Genomic DNA, 15,386 nt, shown 5'->3' with positions numbered 1-15,386 from the left:
CCGCGACCGCTATTTGCTCAAAAACCTCAAATCGATCAACCCCTAAACCCAAGGAACTGGGATGGATTTTGCCGGACTACCACCAGAGATCAACTCCAGCCGCATGTATACGGGCCCCGGGGCAGCACCCATGCTGGCGGCCTCGGCGGGATGGGACGCGCTGGCCGCCGAACTGCACACCGCCGCCGGGGGCTATCAGTCGGTAATGACACGGCTGACCGGGCAATCGTGGATCGGCCCGTCGTCGATGTCGATGGCGGCCGCGGTCACGCCCTACCTGGTCTGGATGAGAGCCACCGCCACCCAGTGCGAAGAGGCGGCCAGGCAAGCCACCGCGGCTGCCGGCGCCTTCGAAACCGCCTATGCGATGACGGTGCCGCCGCCGATGGTGGCGGCCAACCGGGTTCAGTTGGCGACGTTGGTGGCGACCAACCTGCTGGGGCAGAACACGCCTGCGATCATGGCCAACGAAGCGGAGTACGCGGAGATGTGGGCCCAGGACGTCGCGGCGATGTACGGCTACGCGGCGAGTTCTGCTGCCGCGTCGGCTGTTACGGCGTTCACCCCGCCGCCGCAGACGACCAGCCCCGGTGGCGTTGGCGCCCAGGCTGGCGCGGTCGCGCATGCGGCGGGCACTCGTGCCGGCGCTGTGGCGCACACGGCGTCGACGCACCTGATGTCCACGGTGCCCCAGACGCTGCAGGGTCTGGCGACGCCCGGATCGTCAACCGCGGGCACGATTGCCTCGTCGGGCATGTCGTCTGCGGCATCGGCGCCGGTTGCCGCGGTTTCCGGCCTCGCCGGCGTGTCAGGCATGAAGGGCGTCGGCAAAAGCGCCGGCGCTCTCGAGGGCGCGGCGACGGGCCTGACCGGTCTTAGCGGTGAGGAACTGGGCTTGGCTGAGGACACCGCGGGTCTCGGCATGGACGCGTTCGGTCTGGTGGGTTTGGACGGCGGAGGTGTGGGCCTGGATTTGATCGGCGTAGGCATGGACTTCACCGGCGCGGACGAGTTGAGCGAGTCCGCAGGATTGGGACCGTTGGGCGCCTTGGGACAGCTCGGTGGTGCCGGAGTTTTGGGTCCTTCGGGCGGATCCGGCGCGGCAGCGAGCCTGGGCCAAGCGACGCCGCTGGGGACTTTGTCAGTGCCTCCGAGTTGGGGCTCTCAAGCGGCGCAAGCCGTGCCGATGACTGCGCCGGCGCCCATCCATACCGGCGTCGTACCGGCCGGGACGCCGTCGACAGCGAGCGGACCCGCGATTTCCAGACTGCCGCTGGGCGGCATGGTGGGACGCGAATCCGAAGGTGCGCTGCGAGTTGGGTTCCGTCCGTCCCTGATTCCCCATTCGCCGTCGGCCGGCTAAGACGGCGTCGCCGTGGATGCCCTCGCCGCGGATGCCTCGCTCGCTGCGCGCCCATCGTTGCGGCGCTAGGCTCGCAGGCGCGAGCCGAGACCCGATCGGCCCACCGCACGGCAGCGCCTCGACCCAGGAGAGAAGCCAGTGAGCGACACCGATGCCGAAGGACCTCACCAGGGCCCGCCGTCGTATCCGCCGCCCGCACAGTTCGTAGAGCAAGCCAACGCCCGCGAGGATCTCTATCGGGAGGCAGAGGAAGACCGGCTGGCGTTCTGGGCCAAGCAAGCCGAGCGGCTGTCGTGGGAGACACCCTTTACCGAGGTGTTGGACTGGTCGGATGCACCATTCGCCAAATGGTTTGTCGGCGGCAAGCTCAATGTCGCCTATAACTGCGTGGACCGCCACGTCGAGGCCGGCCACGGCGATCGGGTCGCTATCCACTGGGAGGGCGAGCCGGTCGGCGACAGCCAAAGTTTGACGTATTCCGATCTGCAGACGCAGGTCTGCAAGGCTGCCAACGCTTTGACCGATCTCGGTCTTTCGGCCGGTGATCGCGTCGCGATCTACATGCCGTTGATTCCCGAAGCAGTGATCGCCATGTTGGCCTGCGCGCGATTGGGGGTCATGCACAGCGTGGTGTTCGCCGGCTTCACCGCCAAGGCACTGCGCGCCCGGATCGCCGACGCCGAAGCCAAGCTGCTGATCACGACCGACGGACAATTCCGCCGCGGCAAGCCGGCGCCGCTGAAGGACGCCGCGGACGAGGCGGTCGAAGGACCGGACAGTCCCGTCGAGCACGTTATCGTGGTGCGGCGCACCGGGATTGACGTGCCCTGGAAAGACGGCCGCGACCTGTGGTGGCACGACGCCGTCGACTCCGCGTCACCCGAGCACACCCCGGAACCGTTCGATGCCGAGCAGCCGCTGTTCTTGCTGTACACGTCGGGTACCACCGGCAAGCCCAAAGGCATCGTGCATACCAGCGGCGGCTACCTCACCCAGTGTGGCTACACGATGCACGCCATTTTCGACGTCAAGCCCGAAACCGACGTGTTCTGGTGTACCGCAGACATCGGCTGGGTCACCGGCCACACCTACGGCGTTTACGGTCCACTGTGCAACGGCATCACCGAGGTTCTCTACGAGGGCACGCCCAACACTCCTGATGAACACCGGCACTTCCAGATCATCGAAAAGTACGGCGTCACAATCTATTACGCTGCACCCACGTTGATCCGGACGTTCATGAAGTGGGGTAGGCAAATTCCCGACTCCCATGACCTGTCCAGCATTCGACTGCTGGGCTCGGTCGGGGAACCGATCAACCCCGAGGCTTGGCGCTGGTACCGCGATGTCCTTGGCGCAGGCCGGGTTCCGGTGGTGGATACCTGGTGGCAGACCGAGACCGGCTCAGCGATGATCTCGCCGCTGCCCGGAGTGGCTGCGGCCAAACCCGGTTCGGCGATGGCACCGCTGCCCGGCATCTCAGCCAAAATCGTTGACGACCATGGTGATCCGCTGGAGCCCGCCGATGACGAGGCGGGGCACATCAGCGGCTATCTGGTCGTGGACCAGCCCTGGCCGTCGATGCTGCGCGGCATCTGGGGTGACCCGGACCGCTACCGGGAAACCTACTGGTCGAAATTCGCCGACAAGGGCTTCTACTTCGCCGGCGATGGTGCCCGCTCCGACCCCGACGGAGCGATCTGGGTGCTGGGCCGCATCGACGACGTGATGAACGTGTCCGGGCACCGCATTTCCACCGCCGAAGTGGAATCGGCTCTCGTCGGCCACTCCGGTGTCGCCGAGGCTGCGGTGGTCGGAGTCACCGACGACACCACCGGCCAAGCCATTTGCGCCTTCGTCGTCCTGTGCAACAGCGACGACGCACACGAAGGAACCGTCGAGGAGCTGCGCGCCGAGGTGGCCCGGGAGATCTCGCCGATCGCCAAACCGCGCGAGATTCACGTCGTGCCGGAGTTGCCCAAGACCCGCAGCGGCAAAATCATGCGCAGGTTGTTGCGCGACGTCGCCGAAAACCGCGAGCTTGGCGACACGTCAACGCTCCTCGATCCCGGCGTGTTCGACGCGATCAAGGCGGCCAAGTAACTCGCGCGACATTCTGGGCTCATCGAGTCTGCGGCCAGGGCGAAAAAATGCGCCTGCCCCTAGCCGTAGACGCAGGCTCGACGCCGTGAGCGCAGTCTCGACGTGTTGACCGCGGACTCGATACCCGACCCCCTCAGCCCGGCACCGGCACGAAACCCGCGCCGGGGCGATTCTTGGCGGTGACGTCGGCCAGTATCGAGTTGAAGTCCATCACCACCGCCGGCGTGTGCAGCGGAATGTACTTGATGACGCAGGTCGGCAGGTTGTCGCTGAAGGCGCCGTGGATCATGCCGACCAGCAGATTGTTGACGGTCACCGGCGCCCCCGAATCTCCTGGGCGTCCGCAGACCTGCATGACGATGGTGCCCGGCGTCTGACCCATCCCCCAGGTGACGCCGCAGGAGTTCCCCGTGGTGCGCCCCTGCTTGCAGGCGATCTCGCCGAACGCCGGGTCCGGCCCGATGCCGTTGATCACGAAGCCGTTGTAGTTGGCCACCGGCGCCACCTTGGCCGGGTCGAACTTGATCACCGCATAGTCCAGGGTGTCGTTGCCGGCGACCATGACGCCCAGCGGACCCCGGTTTTCCGCGACCTCCGCGGCGACCTGAGCACCCGGACTTCCGCAGTGCGCGGACGTGAAGCCGACGAGCTGACCGGTGCGATCGGTACCGATCGTGGTCAGGGTGCACATGGTGTCCCCGTTGACGACGATGCCCGCCCCACCGCCCAACGGGATCCTGTCGTCAGCCGACGCAGTCGTAGGCAATCCAACCAGTGCCCAGAGCATGGCGGCGACCGCCATCGCGACCCACCGGTGCACTGTATGCACAGGGAAACTCCTGTCTGGCTGGTTGAACGTCGGAGAACAGGTGCGCCAGTCTAAATGATCGGCTGCCGCTGCCCGCTCAGCCCGAATTGCGATGGCCGTCAATTGGTCGGGCGATTGATCGTCACTCCTCCAGTGTGCTGTGGCTGGCCTCGTCTGGCAGAGCACCACATGGCAACATGAACCGCGACGACAGCGAACCGGGCAAGTAAACCGAAAGGACCGTCTGTGAGCAAAGCCGATCACACGAACGGTGTGCCCAGCACCTTGACCACGATTCCGTTGGCCGATCCGCATGCGCGGTCGGGCGATCCGTCGATCGGTGACCTGATCAAAGACGCGACGACGCAAATGTCCACGCTGGTGCGCGCCGAGGTCGAACTTGCCCGTGCCGAGATCACCCGTGACGTCAAGAAGGGCCTGACCGGCAGCGTGTTCTTCATCGCTGCGCTGGTGGTGCTGTTCTATTCCACGTTCTTTTTCTTCTTCTTCCTCGCCGAGCTGCTCGACACCTGGCTGTGGCGGTGGGTGGCGTTCCTGATCGTGTTTGCGATCATGATCGTCGTCGGCGCGGTGCTGGCCCTGTTCGGCTACCTGAAGGTCCGCCGGATCCGCGGGCCGCGCGAGACCATCGAATCGGTCAAGGAGACGCGAACCGCGCTCACCCCGGGCCACGACAAGCCCGGGGCCCCCAAGGCAATCACGTCCGATGGCACGGATCTGAAGAAGCCCGCCGACCCCTCAGGTTGGTAGATGCCAGCACCAGATCCGTCGGTGGTCCGCATCGACGGGCCATGGCGCCATCTGGACGTGCACGCCAACGGCATCCGGTTCCACGTCGTCGAAGCCGTGGCGACTGATCCGAATAGTCCCACCGAGCCGGCCACGGCGCGGCCACTGGTGATCCTGCTGCACGGTTTCGGCTCGTTTTGGTGGTCGTGGCGGCACCAGCTGCGTGAACTGACCGGAGCACGCGTGGTCGCGGTCGATTTGCGCGGCTACGGCGGTAGCGACAAGCCTCCGCGCGGCTACGACGGCTGGACGCTCGCCGGCGACACCGCCGGGCTGATACGGGCGCTCGGACACTCTTCGGCAACCCTGATCGGCCACGCCGACGGCGGGCTGACCTGCTGGGCCACCGCATTACTGCATTCACGGCTGGTGCGTGCCATCGCGCTGATCAGCTCACCGCATCCGGCCGCGTTGCGGAGGTCCACGCTGACCCGGCGCGACCAGAGCCGGGCGCTGTTGCCGACGCTGCTGCGCTACCAGGTGCCGCTGTGGCCGGAGCGGCTGCTCACCCGACACAATTCCGATGAGATCGAGCGGCTGGTCCGCAGCCGTAGCTCGGCCAAATGGGTTGCTTCTGAAGACTTTTCACTCACAATCGGACATCTGCGGCAGGCGATTCGGATTCCCGGTGCAGCGCACTGCGCACTCGAGTACCAGCGCTGGGCGGTTCGCAGTCAGCTGCGCGACGAGGGTCGGCGCTTCATCAAGTCGATGTCCCAACAGCTCGGCCTGCCATTGCTGCACCTGCGCGGCGACGCGGACCCCTACGTGCTGGCCGACCCCGTCGACCGCACGCAGCACTACGCTCCGCACGGACGCTACTTATCCATTGCCGGCGCAGGGCATTTCAGCCACGAAGAAGCACCGCACGAAGTGAACCGGCATTTGACGCGCTTCCTCGAGCACGTGCACGGGCCGCGGCTCAGCTGACGCAGGCGCCGGTAGCCACCGGCTGGGTGTAGCCGATCCGCTCGAGTTGAGCGGCCACCTCGTCGGCCGTCAGCACGAAGCCGGTGTTGGCGTCGTCGACAGCCGCACCGAACACCACACCGAGCACCCGGCCGCTGAGGTCGATCAGCGGTCCGCCCGAATTGCCCTGCTCCACGTTCGCGAAAATCGTGTACACGTCACGGGTTACCGGTTTGGGGTCCCGGTAGATGTCCGGCCCGCTGAGCTTGATGGCCTCGCGAACCCTGGCGGGGGTGGCCGTGAAGTTGCCGCCGCCGGGATAGCCGAGCACCACGACGCTGGTGCCCGACTTCGCCTCGGCCTGAGCGAAGGCCAGAGGTGGCGGCGGCAGGTTGGGCACGGCGAGGATGGCGATGTCGACCCGCGGGTCATAGGACACCACCGTGGCGTTGAACGGATTTCCGCTGGCGTACACCTGCACGCTGTTAGACCCCGCCACCACGTGGGCGTTTGTCATCACCCGGTTGGGCGATATCACGAATCCGCTGCCCTCCAGCACTTTCTGGCAACTGGGAGCCACGCTGCGGATCTTGACGACGCTTGGCCGGGTAGCGGCCACCACCGGGTTGTTGGCCAGCGCCGGATCCGGTGACGCGACCGGCGCTACCGGGGTCCGGCTGAACGGCTCCAGCACTGCGGGCAGACCCGAGGTATTCAGCAGCGCCGACAGCCGCTTGGGCACCGTCTTCAAGATCTGGGGCGCAACCTCGTTCACCGAAGCGAGCACCCGTGAACCCTTCACCGCGGAGGCCAGCTCGGGCTGATCCTTCGACTGGGTCAGCGGAGTAGCCAACAGCCACGCCGCGGTCAGCACGACGATCACTTGCACGCCGACCCCGACGACCGAGTCGATCAACCGGACATTGCGGTTGCGGATTGCGCCGCGGACCGCACGGCCCAGCACCACGCCCGCGACTTCGCCGACGACAACCAGCGCGAGGATGAGAAACAGCGCGGCGAACAGTTTGGCGCGCGGCGCCGCGATATGGCTGACGATGTGCGGGGCCAGCAGCACGCCGGCCAGCGCGCCCAGGAGCACGCCGGCGAAGGACAGCATCGATCCCATCGCGCCGGAACGCCAGCCCGAGATGGCCGCGATGAACGCGACCGCCAACACGGCCACATCCAGCCAGTCCGACGGTGTCAGCGAATTCATCGGGCTCCACCCTGTTCGCCGACCAGCACCATGGCGTCATCCAGTTCGCGGACGTCGCTGGTGTCCCAGGGCTGGGCCCAGCCGGCGACGTCGAGCACCGCAGAGATCACCTGGCCAGTGAATCCCCATACCAGCATTTCGTTGAGGAGAAACGCCGGTCCGGCCCATCGGCGACCGAGAGCGCTGCGGTATACCGTCAGCCGGTTGGCCGGGTTGACGAAGGCGCGCACCGGGACCCGCGCCACGATCGCGGTTTCGGCCTCGTTGACCACCGACACCGGCCCTGGATCCGGTGAGTAGGCCAACACCGGGACCACATGGAACCGAGAGGGCGCAATGAACGTCCGTTCCATCGTGGCCAGCGGATGCAGCCGGGACAGATCGATTCCGGTTTCCTCGTGCGCCTCGCGCAGGGCGGTGGCTACCGGCCCGTCGTCGCCGGGATCGGATGCGCCGCCGGGAAACGCCGCCTGACCGGCATGGTGGCGCAGGGTCGAGGCCCGCACGGTCAGCAACAGGTCGGCGTCGTCTGGAAGGCTGCCGTCGGCCGGGCCGGTCTGCGGGCCGGAAAACAACACCAGCACCGCGGCTTCGCGATCGTTGCCACGAAGCGAGGCCACCGAGGACATAGCCCGGGCCGCGGTCACCATCGCCAGCACATCGGCGGGCAGCCGCCGCCGGAACGCTTCGGGAATCTGGCCGACGTTGTCCACCAGCGGACGCAACCACGCCGGGCCGGCTTCAGGCGTCAGGGAAGCATCGTTCACCGGCGCCTCCATCGCGTTCAGGCCGTTGCACGGCGCTCTCATTGCGCGTCATTTCTTAGTGGGGTCCGAGTGCAGCCGCGATCTCATCGGCAGAAGCGAAGGCCCGCGGCAGCGTCTGGGCAACGCTACCGTCCGGCCGCAGCACAACCGTCGCGGGCATCACGTTTGCCACCGCCAACGCCCCCGCCACCCGGCGGCGACCGTCCTGCAGGGTCGGCAGCCGGACATCGAGCTCGGCCAATTGCAGCAACGCTGCCGTCTCGTTCACGTCTTGATGCACGGTCACCACCAGCACGTCCGGCCCGACCCGGCGCTGGTACTCGGCCATGGCCGGCAGTTCCGCCCGGCACGGCACACACCAATACGCCCACAGGTTGAGGACCACCCGGCGTCCGGCCAGCGCGCGGGCCACGTCGACGGCCGAACCGTCCGCCGCACACTCCACCACCACACCGCGCAATGCGGCCGGGCCGGGATCGCTCCCGGCAGCGGGACACGACGGCAGGTTCGCGCGCTGCCGGGGCCCCGCAAGCGCCGCGGGGGTGTCCGCGTCGCGGTGTTGACGGTCGGCGGCCGGCCGCGTCGTGCCGGCCGTCGGGGAGTCGTCGTGCAATTGCGCCACCAGCGCCGCCGTCAGCGCTGCCACCACCGCCAGGATCGCTATGGTCCAGCGGGTTCTTACGGTCAAAGTCGCCCCGCCCCGCTGCTACAACCCGGCCAGCGCCAGCAGATGCTCGGTTTCCGGACCTTGGACGAGCGGAGCCGCCAGCAGCGGTTCGGTGGGGCCAAGACCGAAGGAGGGGCAGTCCTTGGCCAGCACGCATACCCCGCACGCGGGTTTGCGGGCGTGGCACACGCGGCGGCCGTGAAAGATCACGCGGTGGCTCAACAAAGTCCACTCTTTGCGCTCGATCAGTTCGCCGACCGCGTGCTCGACCTTGACCGGATCCTCTTCGGCGGTCCAGCGCCACCGGCGCACCAGGCGTCCGAAGTGGGTGTCGACGGTGATGCCCGGAATCCCGAAGGCGTTCCCGAGAATGACGTTGGCGGTCTTGCGTCCCACCCCGGGCAGCGTCACCAACTCGTCCATGGTGGCCGGCACCTCGCCGTCGAACCGCTCGACCAACGCTTGCCCCAGGCCGATCAACGAGTTCGCCTTGTTACGGTAGAAACCAGTGGGACGGATGAGGTTTTCCAGCTCGGCACGATCTGCTTGCGCGTAGTCCAGCGCCGTACGGTATTTCGCGAACAAAGCCGGCGTCGTCAGGTTCACCCGTTTGTCGGTGCTCTGCGCCGAGAGGATGGTGGCCACCGTCAACTCGAGCGGCGACGTGAAGTCCAGCTCGCAGTACACATGCGGAAATGCTTGCGCCAGTGCGCGATTCATGCGTCGCGCCCGTCGCACCAAGCCAACTCGTGTTTCCTTGGACCAACGCCGGGCCAGCTCTGCGCCAGGTGCCGCCGGCCTCGGCTTCGTGCGGCCGGACGACTTTGCCGTTGTCACCTACGACAGAGTACTGATTTCGTGATCTCGCTGAGACCTCATGTTGATCCAAGGCCATGTTTACTCTCCTTGTGTCGTGGTTGCTGGTGGCCTGCGTTCCGGGGCTGCTCATGTTGGCGACGCTCGGGCTCGGGCGGCTGGAAAGGGAACTGACCACCGACACCGTCACGGCGACCGACGTCGACGAGTTTCTCGAGCTTGCCGAGGCCGTGGACGTCCACACGCTGGCCCGTGAGGGTATGCCAGAGGCGCTGGATTATCTGCACCGCCGCCAGGTCGAGCGACTCGCCGAATCGCCGGCGTCCGGCTCCCCTTCCGGACCACGCCACGACGCGTTGTTGTTTGCCGGCGATCTCCGCAGCCCGGGTGAGTCCGGCCTGCCGATGCGAATGGACGCCCGTTCCGGGATTAATCCGCAATTTAGGGAGACTCGGGACGTCAATCGTGTGTAGCGTTGGCACGTCGAACTGATTGGCCTACCTTTAAACGCGTGTCACTCGTAACAGGTCGGGCTGCCCGTATCACTTTGTTGGAAAACTGAAGAGGCAACGTGGACGAGGTCTTGGCAAGGGCAGGGATCTTCCAGGGGGTTGAGCCCAGCGCAGTCGCCGCACTGACCAAACAACTGCAACCTGTCGACTTTCCGCGTGGACATACGGTTTTCGCCGAGGGAGAGCCTGGCGATCGGCTGTACATCATCGTCGCGGGAAAGGTCAAAATCGGCCGCCGCTCGCCGGACGGCCGGGAGAACCTGTTGACCATCATGGGGCCGTCGGACATGTTCGGCGAGTTGTCGATATTCGACCCGGGGCCGCGGACGTCCAGCGCGACCACCATCACTGAGGTGCGCGCGGTCTCGATGGACCGTGACGCGCTGAGGGCATGGATCGCCGACCGTCCCGAGATCGCCGAGCAGCTGTTGCGGGTGCTGGCCCGCCGGTTGCGCCGCACCAACAACAACTTGGCCGACCTCATCTTCACGGATGTGCCCGGACGGGTGGCCAAACAGCTGCTGCAGCTGGCCCAGCGTTTCGGCACCCAGGAGGGTGGGGCGATGCGGGTTACCCATGACCTCACCCAGGAAGAGATCGCCCAACTCGTGGGCGCCTCACGGGAAACGGTGAACAAGGCGCTGGCCGATTTCGCCCACCGCGGCTGGATCCGCTTGGAGGGCAAGAGCGTGCTCATATCGGACTCCGAACGCCTGGCCCGCCGAGCGAGGTAAACGCGCTTAGTTGCCGAGGTCTCTACGGGCCGGTGCAAAATTGGCGCCCGTCCGTTGTCTCGCCTCCGGGTGTGAAACCAGGGCGTCGGGTGTGAAGCCAGGACGTCGGGTGTGAAGCCAGGGCGTCGGGTGTGAAACCAGGGCGTCGGGTGTGAAACCAGGGCGGGATCCACGCGCCGATTCCCGCCGTCGTTTCACGCTCAACGCCGTCGTTTCACGCTCAACGCCGTCAGTTCACGCTCAAGCGACTCCGGCTCTCGGAACAGCCCCGTCTACTCGCAGTCTGGCGCGCGCTAGCGACAGCCTCGATGCGTCTCATCCGCGCAGATAGTTCAGCTGCACCTGCACCGACCACTCGGCGGCGTCCCACAGCTTCTCGTCGACGTCGACATAGACGTGTTCGACTACCTGGCGCACGCTGGCGTCGTCGCCGAGTTCCCGCAGCGCCCCACGCACCTGCTCCAGACGTTCCTGGCGGTGCATCAAATAACCAGAAGTGACGGCTTCCAGGTCGGGCAAATCCGGCCCGTGCCCAGGCAACACCGTCCTGCCGCCCAAACCGCGCAGCCGGTGCAACGACTCCAAGTAATCACGCAGGTTGCCGTCTTCTTTGTCGAAGACGGTGGTGCCGCGGCCCAGCACACTGTCGGCGGTCAGCACGGCGTCGTCCAGAACGAACGACAAGGAGTCGGCGGTGTGGCCGGAAGTGGCCAGCACCGTGATCTTGAGCCCGGCCGCATCGATCACCTCGCGGTCGGCCAGCGTCACGCCGTCATTCCGCAAAAACTTTGGATCGGCGGCGCGCACGGGTGCGCCGGTCAGCTCGACCAGCTTGTCGATCCCGTCGGTGTGGTCGCCATGCCGGTGACTGATCAGCACCAGCGCGATGCGGCCCAACGCGGCGATTCGGGGGATGTGCTCGTCGTCGTCCGGTCCGGGGTCCACGATGACCAGCTCGTCGCTGCGCGGACCGCGCAGCACCCAGGTGTTGGTCCCGTCCAGCGTCATCAGACCCGGGTTGTCGGCCAGCAGCACCGATGCGGTTTCGGTGACGGGGCGCAGCATGCCGTAGGCGGGATGCGCGAGCGGCTCGACGGGCTCGGCTGACCCAGACATAGGACCTCAGCCGACCTCCACGATCAACTCGATCTCCACCGGTGCATCCAGCGGTAACTCGGCCACCCCCACCGCCGAACGCGCATGCGCACCCTTATCGCCGAACACCTCCGCGAGCAGGTCCGAGGCGCCGTTGACTACGCTCGGCTGGCCATTGAAACCGGGCGCCGACGCTACGAACCCGACGACCTTGACCACCTGGGTGACCGTGTCAAGACCCACCAGAGCATCCACTGCGGCCAACGCGTTGAGCGCACATATCCGCGCCAACACTTTTCCCTCTTCGGGAGTGATGTTCGCGCCCACCTTGCCGGTGCGTGCCAGCTTTCCGGAGTCGAACGGCAACTGACCCGCCGTGTAGACCAGGTTGCCGGTGCGCACCGCGGGAACATAGGCGGCCAGCGGTGCCGCTACTTGCGGCAGCGCGACACCGAGTTGCCCGAGGCGGGTTAGCCAGGACGCTCCGGAATTCATCACGGCCGCTACTTGGGGCGCTTCAGGTACGCGACGTGCTGCTCGCCGGTGGGCCCGGGCAACACCGCCACCAGCTCCCAGCCGTCGGCGCCCCACTGATCGAGGATCTGTTTGGTTGCATGCGTGAGCAGCGGAACGGTGGCGTACTCCCACGCGGTCGGTTGGGTCATGACGCGAGCTTATCGGGCAGTCATGACCAGCTCCGGCCAGCCCGGCAGCCGGGCAAAGCCAACACGCTTTAGCATGCGATGGTGGCAACCACATCTAGCGGCAGTCATTCCGTCGGCTGGCCGGCGCGCTTGTCAAAGGCTCGCTTGCACTTTGTAACCGGCAAGGGCGGTACGGGAAAGTCGACCATCGCGGCCGCGCTGGCCCTGACCCTGGCCGCGGGGGGCCGCAAAGTTCTGCTCGTTGAAGTCGAGGGGCGCCAGGGAATCGCGCAGCTCTTCGACGTGCCGCCGCTGCCCTATCAGGAGCTCAAGATTGCCACTGCCGAGCGCGGCGGCCAGGTCAACGCCCTCGCGATCGACATCGAGGCGGCGTTCCTGGAATACCTCGACATGTTCTACAACCTGGGCATCGCGGGCCGGGCGATGCGGCGGATCGGGGCCATAGAGTTCGCGACGACCATCGCACCCGGCCTGCGCGACGTGCTGCTGACCGGCAAGATCAAGGAGACCGTCATTCGCGTCGACAAGAACCGGCTGCCGATTTATGACGCGATCGTGGTCGATGCGCCCCCTACCGGGCGCATCGCGCGTTTCCTGGACGTCACCAAGGCCGTATCCGATCTGGCCAAGGGCGGCCCCGTGCATTCGCAGGCTGAAGGTGTGGTCAAGTTGCTGCACTCCGATCAGACCGCCATCCACCTGGTGACGCTGCTGGAAGCGCTGCCGGTGCAAGAAACCCTGGAAGCCATTGACGAGCTGGCGGAAATGGAACTGCCGATCGGCAGCGTGATCGTCAACCGCAACATCCCGGCGTACCTCGGGCCCGACGCTCTGGCCAAGGCCGCTGAAGGAGACGTCGACGCCGACTCGGTCCGGGCCGGCTTGGCGTCGGCCGGAATCACCCTGGCCGACGACGATTTCGCCGGTCTGCTGACCGAGACGATCGAGCACGCCACCCGCATCAGCGCGCGCTCCGAAACCGCCCGACAACTCGACGAGTTACAGGTATCGCGCCTCGAACTGCCCACCATCTCCGACGGCGTGGATCTAGGCAGCCTGTACGAACTTTCCGAATCGCTTGCAGAGCAAGGGGTTCGATGATGACTCATCAGCCGACGACGCTCGACATGGCCGCAATCCTGGCCGACACCTCCAACCGGGTGGTGGTGTGCTGCGGCGCCGGTGGCGTCGGCAAAACAACCACCGCGGCCGCGATGGCGTTGCGTGCTGCCGAATACGGCCGCACAGTGGTCGTTTTGACAATCGATCCCGCCAAGCGTTTGGCACAAGCGTTGGGAGTCAACGACCTTGGTAATACTCCGCAGCGAGTGCCGTTAGCCCCGGAAGTCCCCGGCCAGCTGCACGCGATGATGCTCGACATGCGCCGCACCTTCGACGAAATGGTGGTTCAGTACTCCGGACCCGAACGGGCACAAGCGATTCTGGACAACCAGTTCTATCAGACCGTCGCCACATCGCTTGCCGGCACGCAGGAATACATGGCGATGGAGAAGCTGGGTCAGCTGCTGGCCCAGGACCGTTGGGACCTGGTGGTCGTGGACACCCCGCCGTCGCGCAACGCGCTGGATTTTCTGGACGCGCCAAAACGATTGGGCAGCTTCATGGATAGCCGTCTGTGGCGGCTGCTGCTGGCGCCCGGCCGGGGCATCGGCCGATTGGTCACCGGTGCAATGGGATTGGCCATGAAGGCAATGTCGACGATTCTCGGTTCACAGATGCTCGGCGACGCCGCGGCGTTCGTGCAATCGCTTGATGCAACATTCGGCGGCTTCCGCGAGAAGGCGGACCGTACGTACTCGTTGCTGAAACGACGCGGCACCCAGTTCGTCGTCGTGTCGGCGGCCGAACCCGACGCGTTGCGCGAGGCGTCCTTCTTCGTCGACCGGCTCTCACAGGAAGGCATGCCGCTCGCCGGGCTCGTCCTGAACCGCACGCACCCGACATTGTGTTCACTGCCGGTCGAGCGGGCGATCGACGCGACCGAAACGCTGGAGACAGAGCATGCCGACTCGAGCGACACCCCGCTGACCGCGGCTGTGCTGCGGATTCATGCCGACCGTGGACAGACCGCTAAGCGCGAGATACGGCTGCTGTCCCGATTCACGGGTGCCAACCCACACGTGCCGGTGGTCGGAGTCCCGTCGCTGCCGTTCGACGTGTCTGACCTCGATGCGTTGCGGGCCCTAGCCGACCAGATCACTTCGGTCGGCGACGATGCGGGCCGCGCAGCCGCCCGCTGAGAAGCCGGCCCCTCAGCAGAAGTCGGCGACGATGCGGGCCGAGCCGCGGCCCGCTGAGAAGCCGATGGAAACGCCAGTTCCCATAGCGCACAAACGAATTCGATTCGGGCCGGGCGACTGTAACAGAAATGTAATGAGGAGTGCTGGAAGCGAGGCGTTCAAGGGCCTCGCCGGCGGATGGCCGACGAATCAGCCCACGCTGCGGCTACGCCTCTTGTCGAAAAAGTCCGCCCAGGACACTACCTCTGGGTGTTGCTTGAGCAAAGCCCTGCGCTGGCGCTCGGTCATCCCACCCCAAACGCCGAACTCGACCTTGTTGTCCAGTGCGTCTGCGCCGCATTCCTGCATTACCGGGCAGTGGCGGCAGATCACCGCGGCTTTGCGTTGAGCAGCCCCTCGAACGAACAATTCGTCGGGATCTGTTGTCCGGCACAACGCCCTGGAAACCCAGGCAATTCGCTCTTCCGCGTCGACGGTGCGAAGCGTGGTGTTCACAGCTGACAAATTTGTCCTGCGCGCTCCTGGGCGTGTTGCTGGCACGAGCCTTTCCCTTCCTCCCGGCCGCGATTCGCGGCCGCCCTCCCCGGGTGCAGACCCTGCTGCGATCTACGCCACACTGTGCACCGCGGTGTTACCTACATCTCACCGTGTGTCTAAGTT

The 15,386-nt window shown here is 66.1% G+C and carries 17 protein-coding genes; 8 read left to right on the top strand and 9 right to left on the bottom strand.

Annotated features, from left to right (window positions below; all coding sequences use genetic code 11):
* Nucleotides 1-61: 61 nt before the first annotated feature.
* Together A5791_RS08640 and acs are read left to right on the top strand one after the other, a co-directional pair.
* The gene (locus A5791_RS08640; protein WP_067233972.1) at nucleotides 62-1,363 is read left to right on the top strand and encodes a PPE family protein; all 1,302 of its coding nucleotides are present in this window, start codon (nucleotides 62-64) and stop codon (nucleotides 1,361-1,363) included.
* A 138-nt stretch (nucleotides 1,364-1,501) separates the two neighbouring features.
* Nucleotides 1,502-3,466 carry an acetate--CoA ligase gene (gene acs / locus A5791_RS08635; RefSeq protein ID WP_067233970.1) on the top strand — a complete coding sequence of 655 codons (1,965 nt, stop codon included), beginning with the start codon at nucleotides 1,502-1,504 and terminating at the stop codon, nucleotides 3,464-3,466.
* A gap of 133 nt (nucleotides 3,467-3,599) precedes the next feature.
* Here acs and A5791_RS08630 read toward each other — a convergent pair whose 3' ends face one another.
* Entirely contained in the window at nucleotides 3,600-4,295 is a 696-nt protein-coding gene (locus A5791_RS08630) for a serine protease (protein ID WP_156661086.1), read from the bottom strand.
* 225 nt (nucleotides 4,296-4,520) lie between these two features.
* Between A5791_RS08630 and A5791_RS08625 the strand changes: the two genes are divergently transcribed.
* Nucleotides 4,521-5,045, top strand: a complete 525-nt coding sequence (locus tag A5791_RS08625) for a phage holin family protein (protein WP_067233969.1) — start codon at nucleotides 4,521-4,523, stop codon at nucleotides 5,043-5,045.
* Nucleotides 5,046-6,014, top strand: a complete 969-nt coding sequence (locus tag A5791_RS08620; RefSeq protein WP_067233968.1) for an alpha/beta fold hydrolase — start codon at nucleotides 5,046-5,048, stop codon at nucleotides 6,012-6,014.
* Here the strand turns inward: A5791_RS08620 and marP are convergent.
* Genes marP through nth form a run of 4 tightly spaced genes read right to left on the bottom strand, consistent with a single transcriptional unit; the run spans nucleotide 6,007 to nucleotide 9,420 of the window.
* Nucleotides 6,007-7,200: an acid resistance serine protease MarP gene (marP, locus tag A5791_RS08615; protein ID WP_156661092.1), complete on the bottom strand. Its 1,194-nt coding sequence runs from the start codon at nucleotides 7,198-7,200 to the stop codon at nucleotides 6,007-6,009. The two genes, A5791_RS08620 and marP, sit on opposite strands and share 8 nt — an antisense overlap.
* 5 nt (nucleotides 7,201-7,205) lie before the next feature.
* Complete coding sequence (locus A5791_RS08610; protein WP_067233965.1) at nucleotides 7,206-8,018, bottom strand: CoA pyrophosphatase; 813 nt, start codon at nucleotides 8,016-8,018, stop codon at nucleotides 7,206-7,208.
* A gap of 13 nt (nucleotides 8,019-8,031) precedes the next feature.
* Nucleotides 8,032-8,664 carry a TlpA disulfide reductase family protein gene (locus tag A5791_RS08605; protein ID WP_067233963.1) on the bottom strand — a complete coding sequence of 211 codons (633 nt, stop codon included), beginning with the start codon at nucleotides 8,662-8,664 and terminating at the stop codon, nucleotides 8,032-8,034.
* An 18-nt stretch (nucleotides 8,665-8,682) separates the two neighbouring features.
* Nucleotides 8,683-9,420: an endonuclease III gene (gene nth, locus A5791_RS08600; protein ID WP_156661090.1), complete on the bottom strand. Its 738-nt coding sequence runs from the start codon at nucleotides 9,418-9,420 to the stop codon at nucleotides 8,683-8,685.
* Between the two features lie 116 nt (nucleotides 9,421-9,536).
* On the opposite strand from nth, the gene A5791_RS08595 reads away from it, so the two are divergent.
* Together A5791_RS08595 and crp are read left to right on the top strand one after the other, a co-directional pair.
* On the top strand, nucleotides 9,537-9,932 hold the full coding sequence (locus tag A5791_RS08595; RefSeq protein ID WP_082966825.1) for a hypothetical protein: 396 nt from the start codon (nucleotides 9,537-9,539) through the stop codon (nucleotides 9,930-9,932).
* Between the two features lie 98 nt (nucleotides 9,933-10,030).
* A complete protein-coding gene (gene crp / locus A5791_RS08590) occupies nucleotides 10,031-10,705 on the top strand; it encodes a cAMP-activated global transcriptional regulator CRP (RefSeq protein ID WP_067233956.1) in 675 nt (224 codons plus the stop codon).
* A gap of 315 nt (nucleotides 10,706-11,020) precedes the next feature.
* Here crp and A5791_RS08585 read toward each other — a convergent pair whose 3' ends face one another.
* From A5791_RS08585 to A5791_RS26425, 3 genes are read right to left on the bottom strand one after another with little or no spacing between them, the layout of a single operon-like run.
* Entirely contained in the window at nucleotides 11,021-11,821 is an 801-nt protein-coding gene (locus A5791_RS08585) for an MBL fold metallo-hydrolase (protein WP_067233953.1), read from the bottom strand.
* Nucleotides 11,822-11,827: 6 nt separating this feature from the next.
* Nucleotides 11,828-12,295 (bottom strand): RidA family protein, encoded by a 468-nt coding sequence (locus tag A5791_RS08580; RefSeq protein ID WP_067233952.1) that lies wholly within the window; start codon nucleotides 12,293-12,295, stop codon nucleotides 11,828-11,830.
* A gap of 8 nt (nucleotides 12,296-12,303) precedes the next feature.
* The gene (locus A5791_RS26425) at nucleotides 12,304-12,465 is read right to left on the bottom strand and encodes a DUF4177 domain-containing protein (protein ID WP_003419736.1); all 162 of its coding nucleotides are present in this window, start codon (nucleotides 12,463-12,465) and stop codon (nucleotides 12,304-12,306) included.
* A gap of 78 nt (nucleotides 12,466-12,543) precedes the next feature.
* On the opposite strand from A5791_RS26425, the gene A5791_RS08575 reads away from it, so the two are divergent.
* Together A5791_RS08575 and A5791_RS08570 are read left to right on the top strand one after the other, a co-directional pair.
* Nucleotides 12,544-13,566, top strand: a complete 1,023-nt coding sequence (locus tag A5791_RS08575) for an ArsA family ATPase (RefSeq protein ID WP_067233951.1) — start codon at nucleotides 12,544-12,546, stop codon at nucleotides 13,564-13,566.
* Nucleotides 13,566-14,726, top strand: a complete 1,161-nt coding sequence (locus A5791_RS08570; protein ID WP_067233949.1) for an ArsA family ATPase — start codon at nucleotides 13,566-13,568, stop codon at nucleotides 14,724-14,726. Before A5791_RS08575 ends, A5791_RS08570 begins: the two co-directional genes overlap by 1 nt.
* A 189-nt stretch (nucleotides 14,727-14,915) precedes the next feature.
* Here A5791_RS08570 and A5791_RS08565 read toward each other — a convergent pair whose 3' ends face one another.
* Complete coding sequence (locus A5791_RS08565; protein ID WP_067233947.1) at nucleotides 14,916-15,266, bottom strand: WhiB family transcriptional regulator; 351 nt, start codon at nucleotides 15,264-15,266, stop codon at nucleotides 14,916-14,918.
* Nucleotides 15,267-15,386 lie beyond the last annotated feature (120 nt).

It is taken from the genome of Mycobacterium sp. 852002-51163_SCH5372311, assembly GCF_001667115.1.
Classification (GTDB): Bacteria; Actinomycetota; Actinomycetes; order Mycobacteriales; family Mycobacteriaceae; genus Mycobacterium.
Note: the sequence above shows the minus strand (reverse complement) of the source record. Positions and strands in the feature narration are given on the sequence as shown.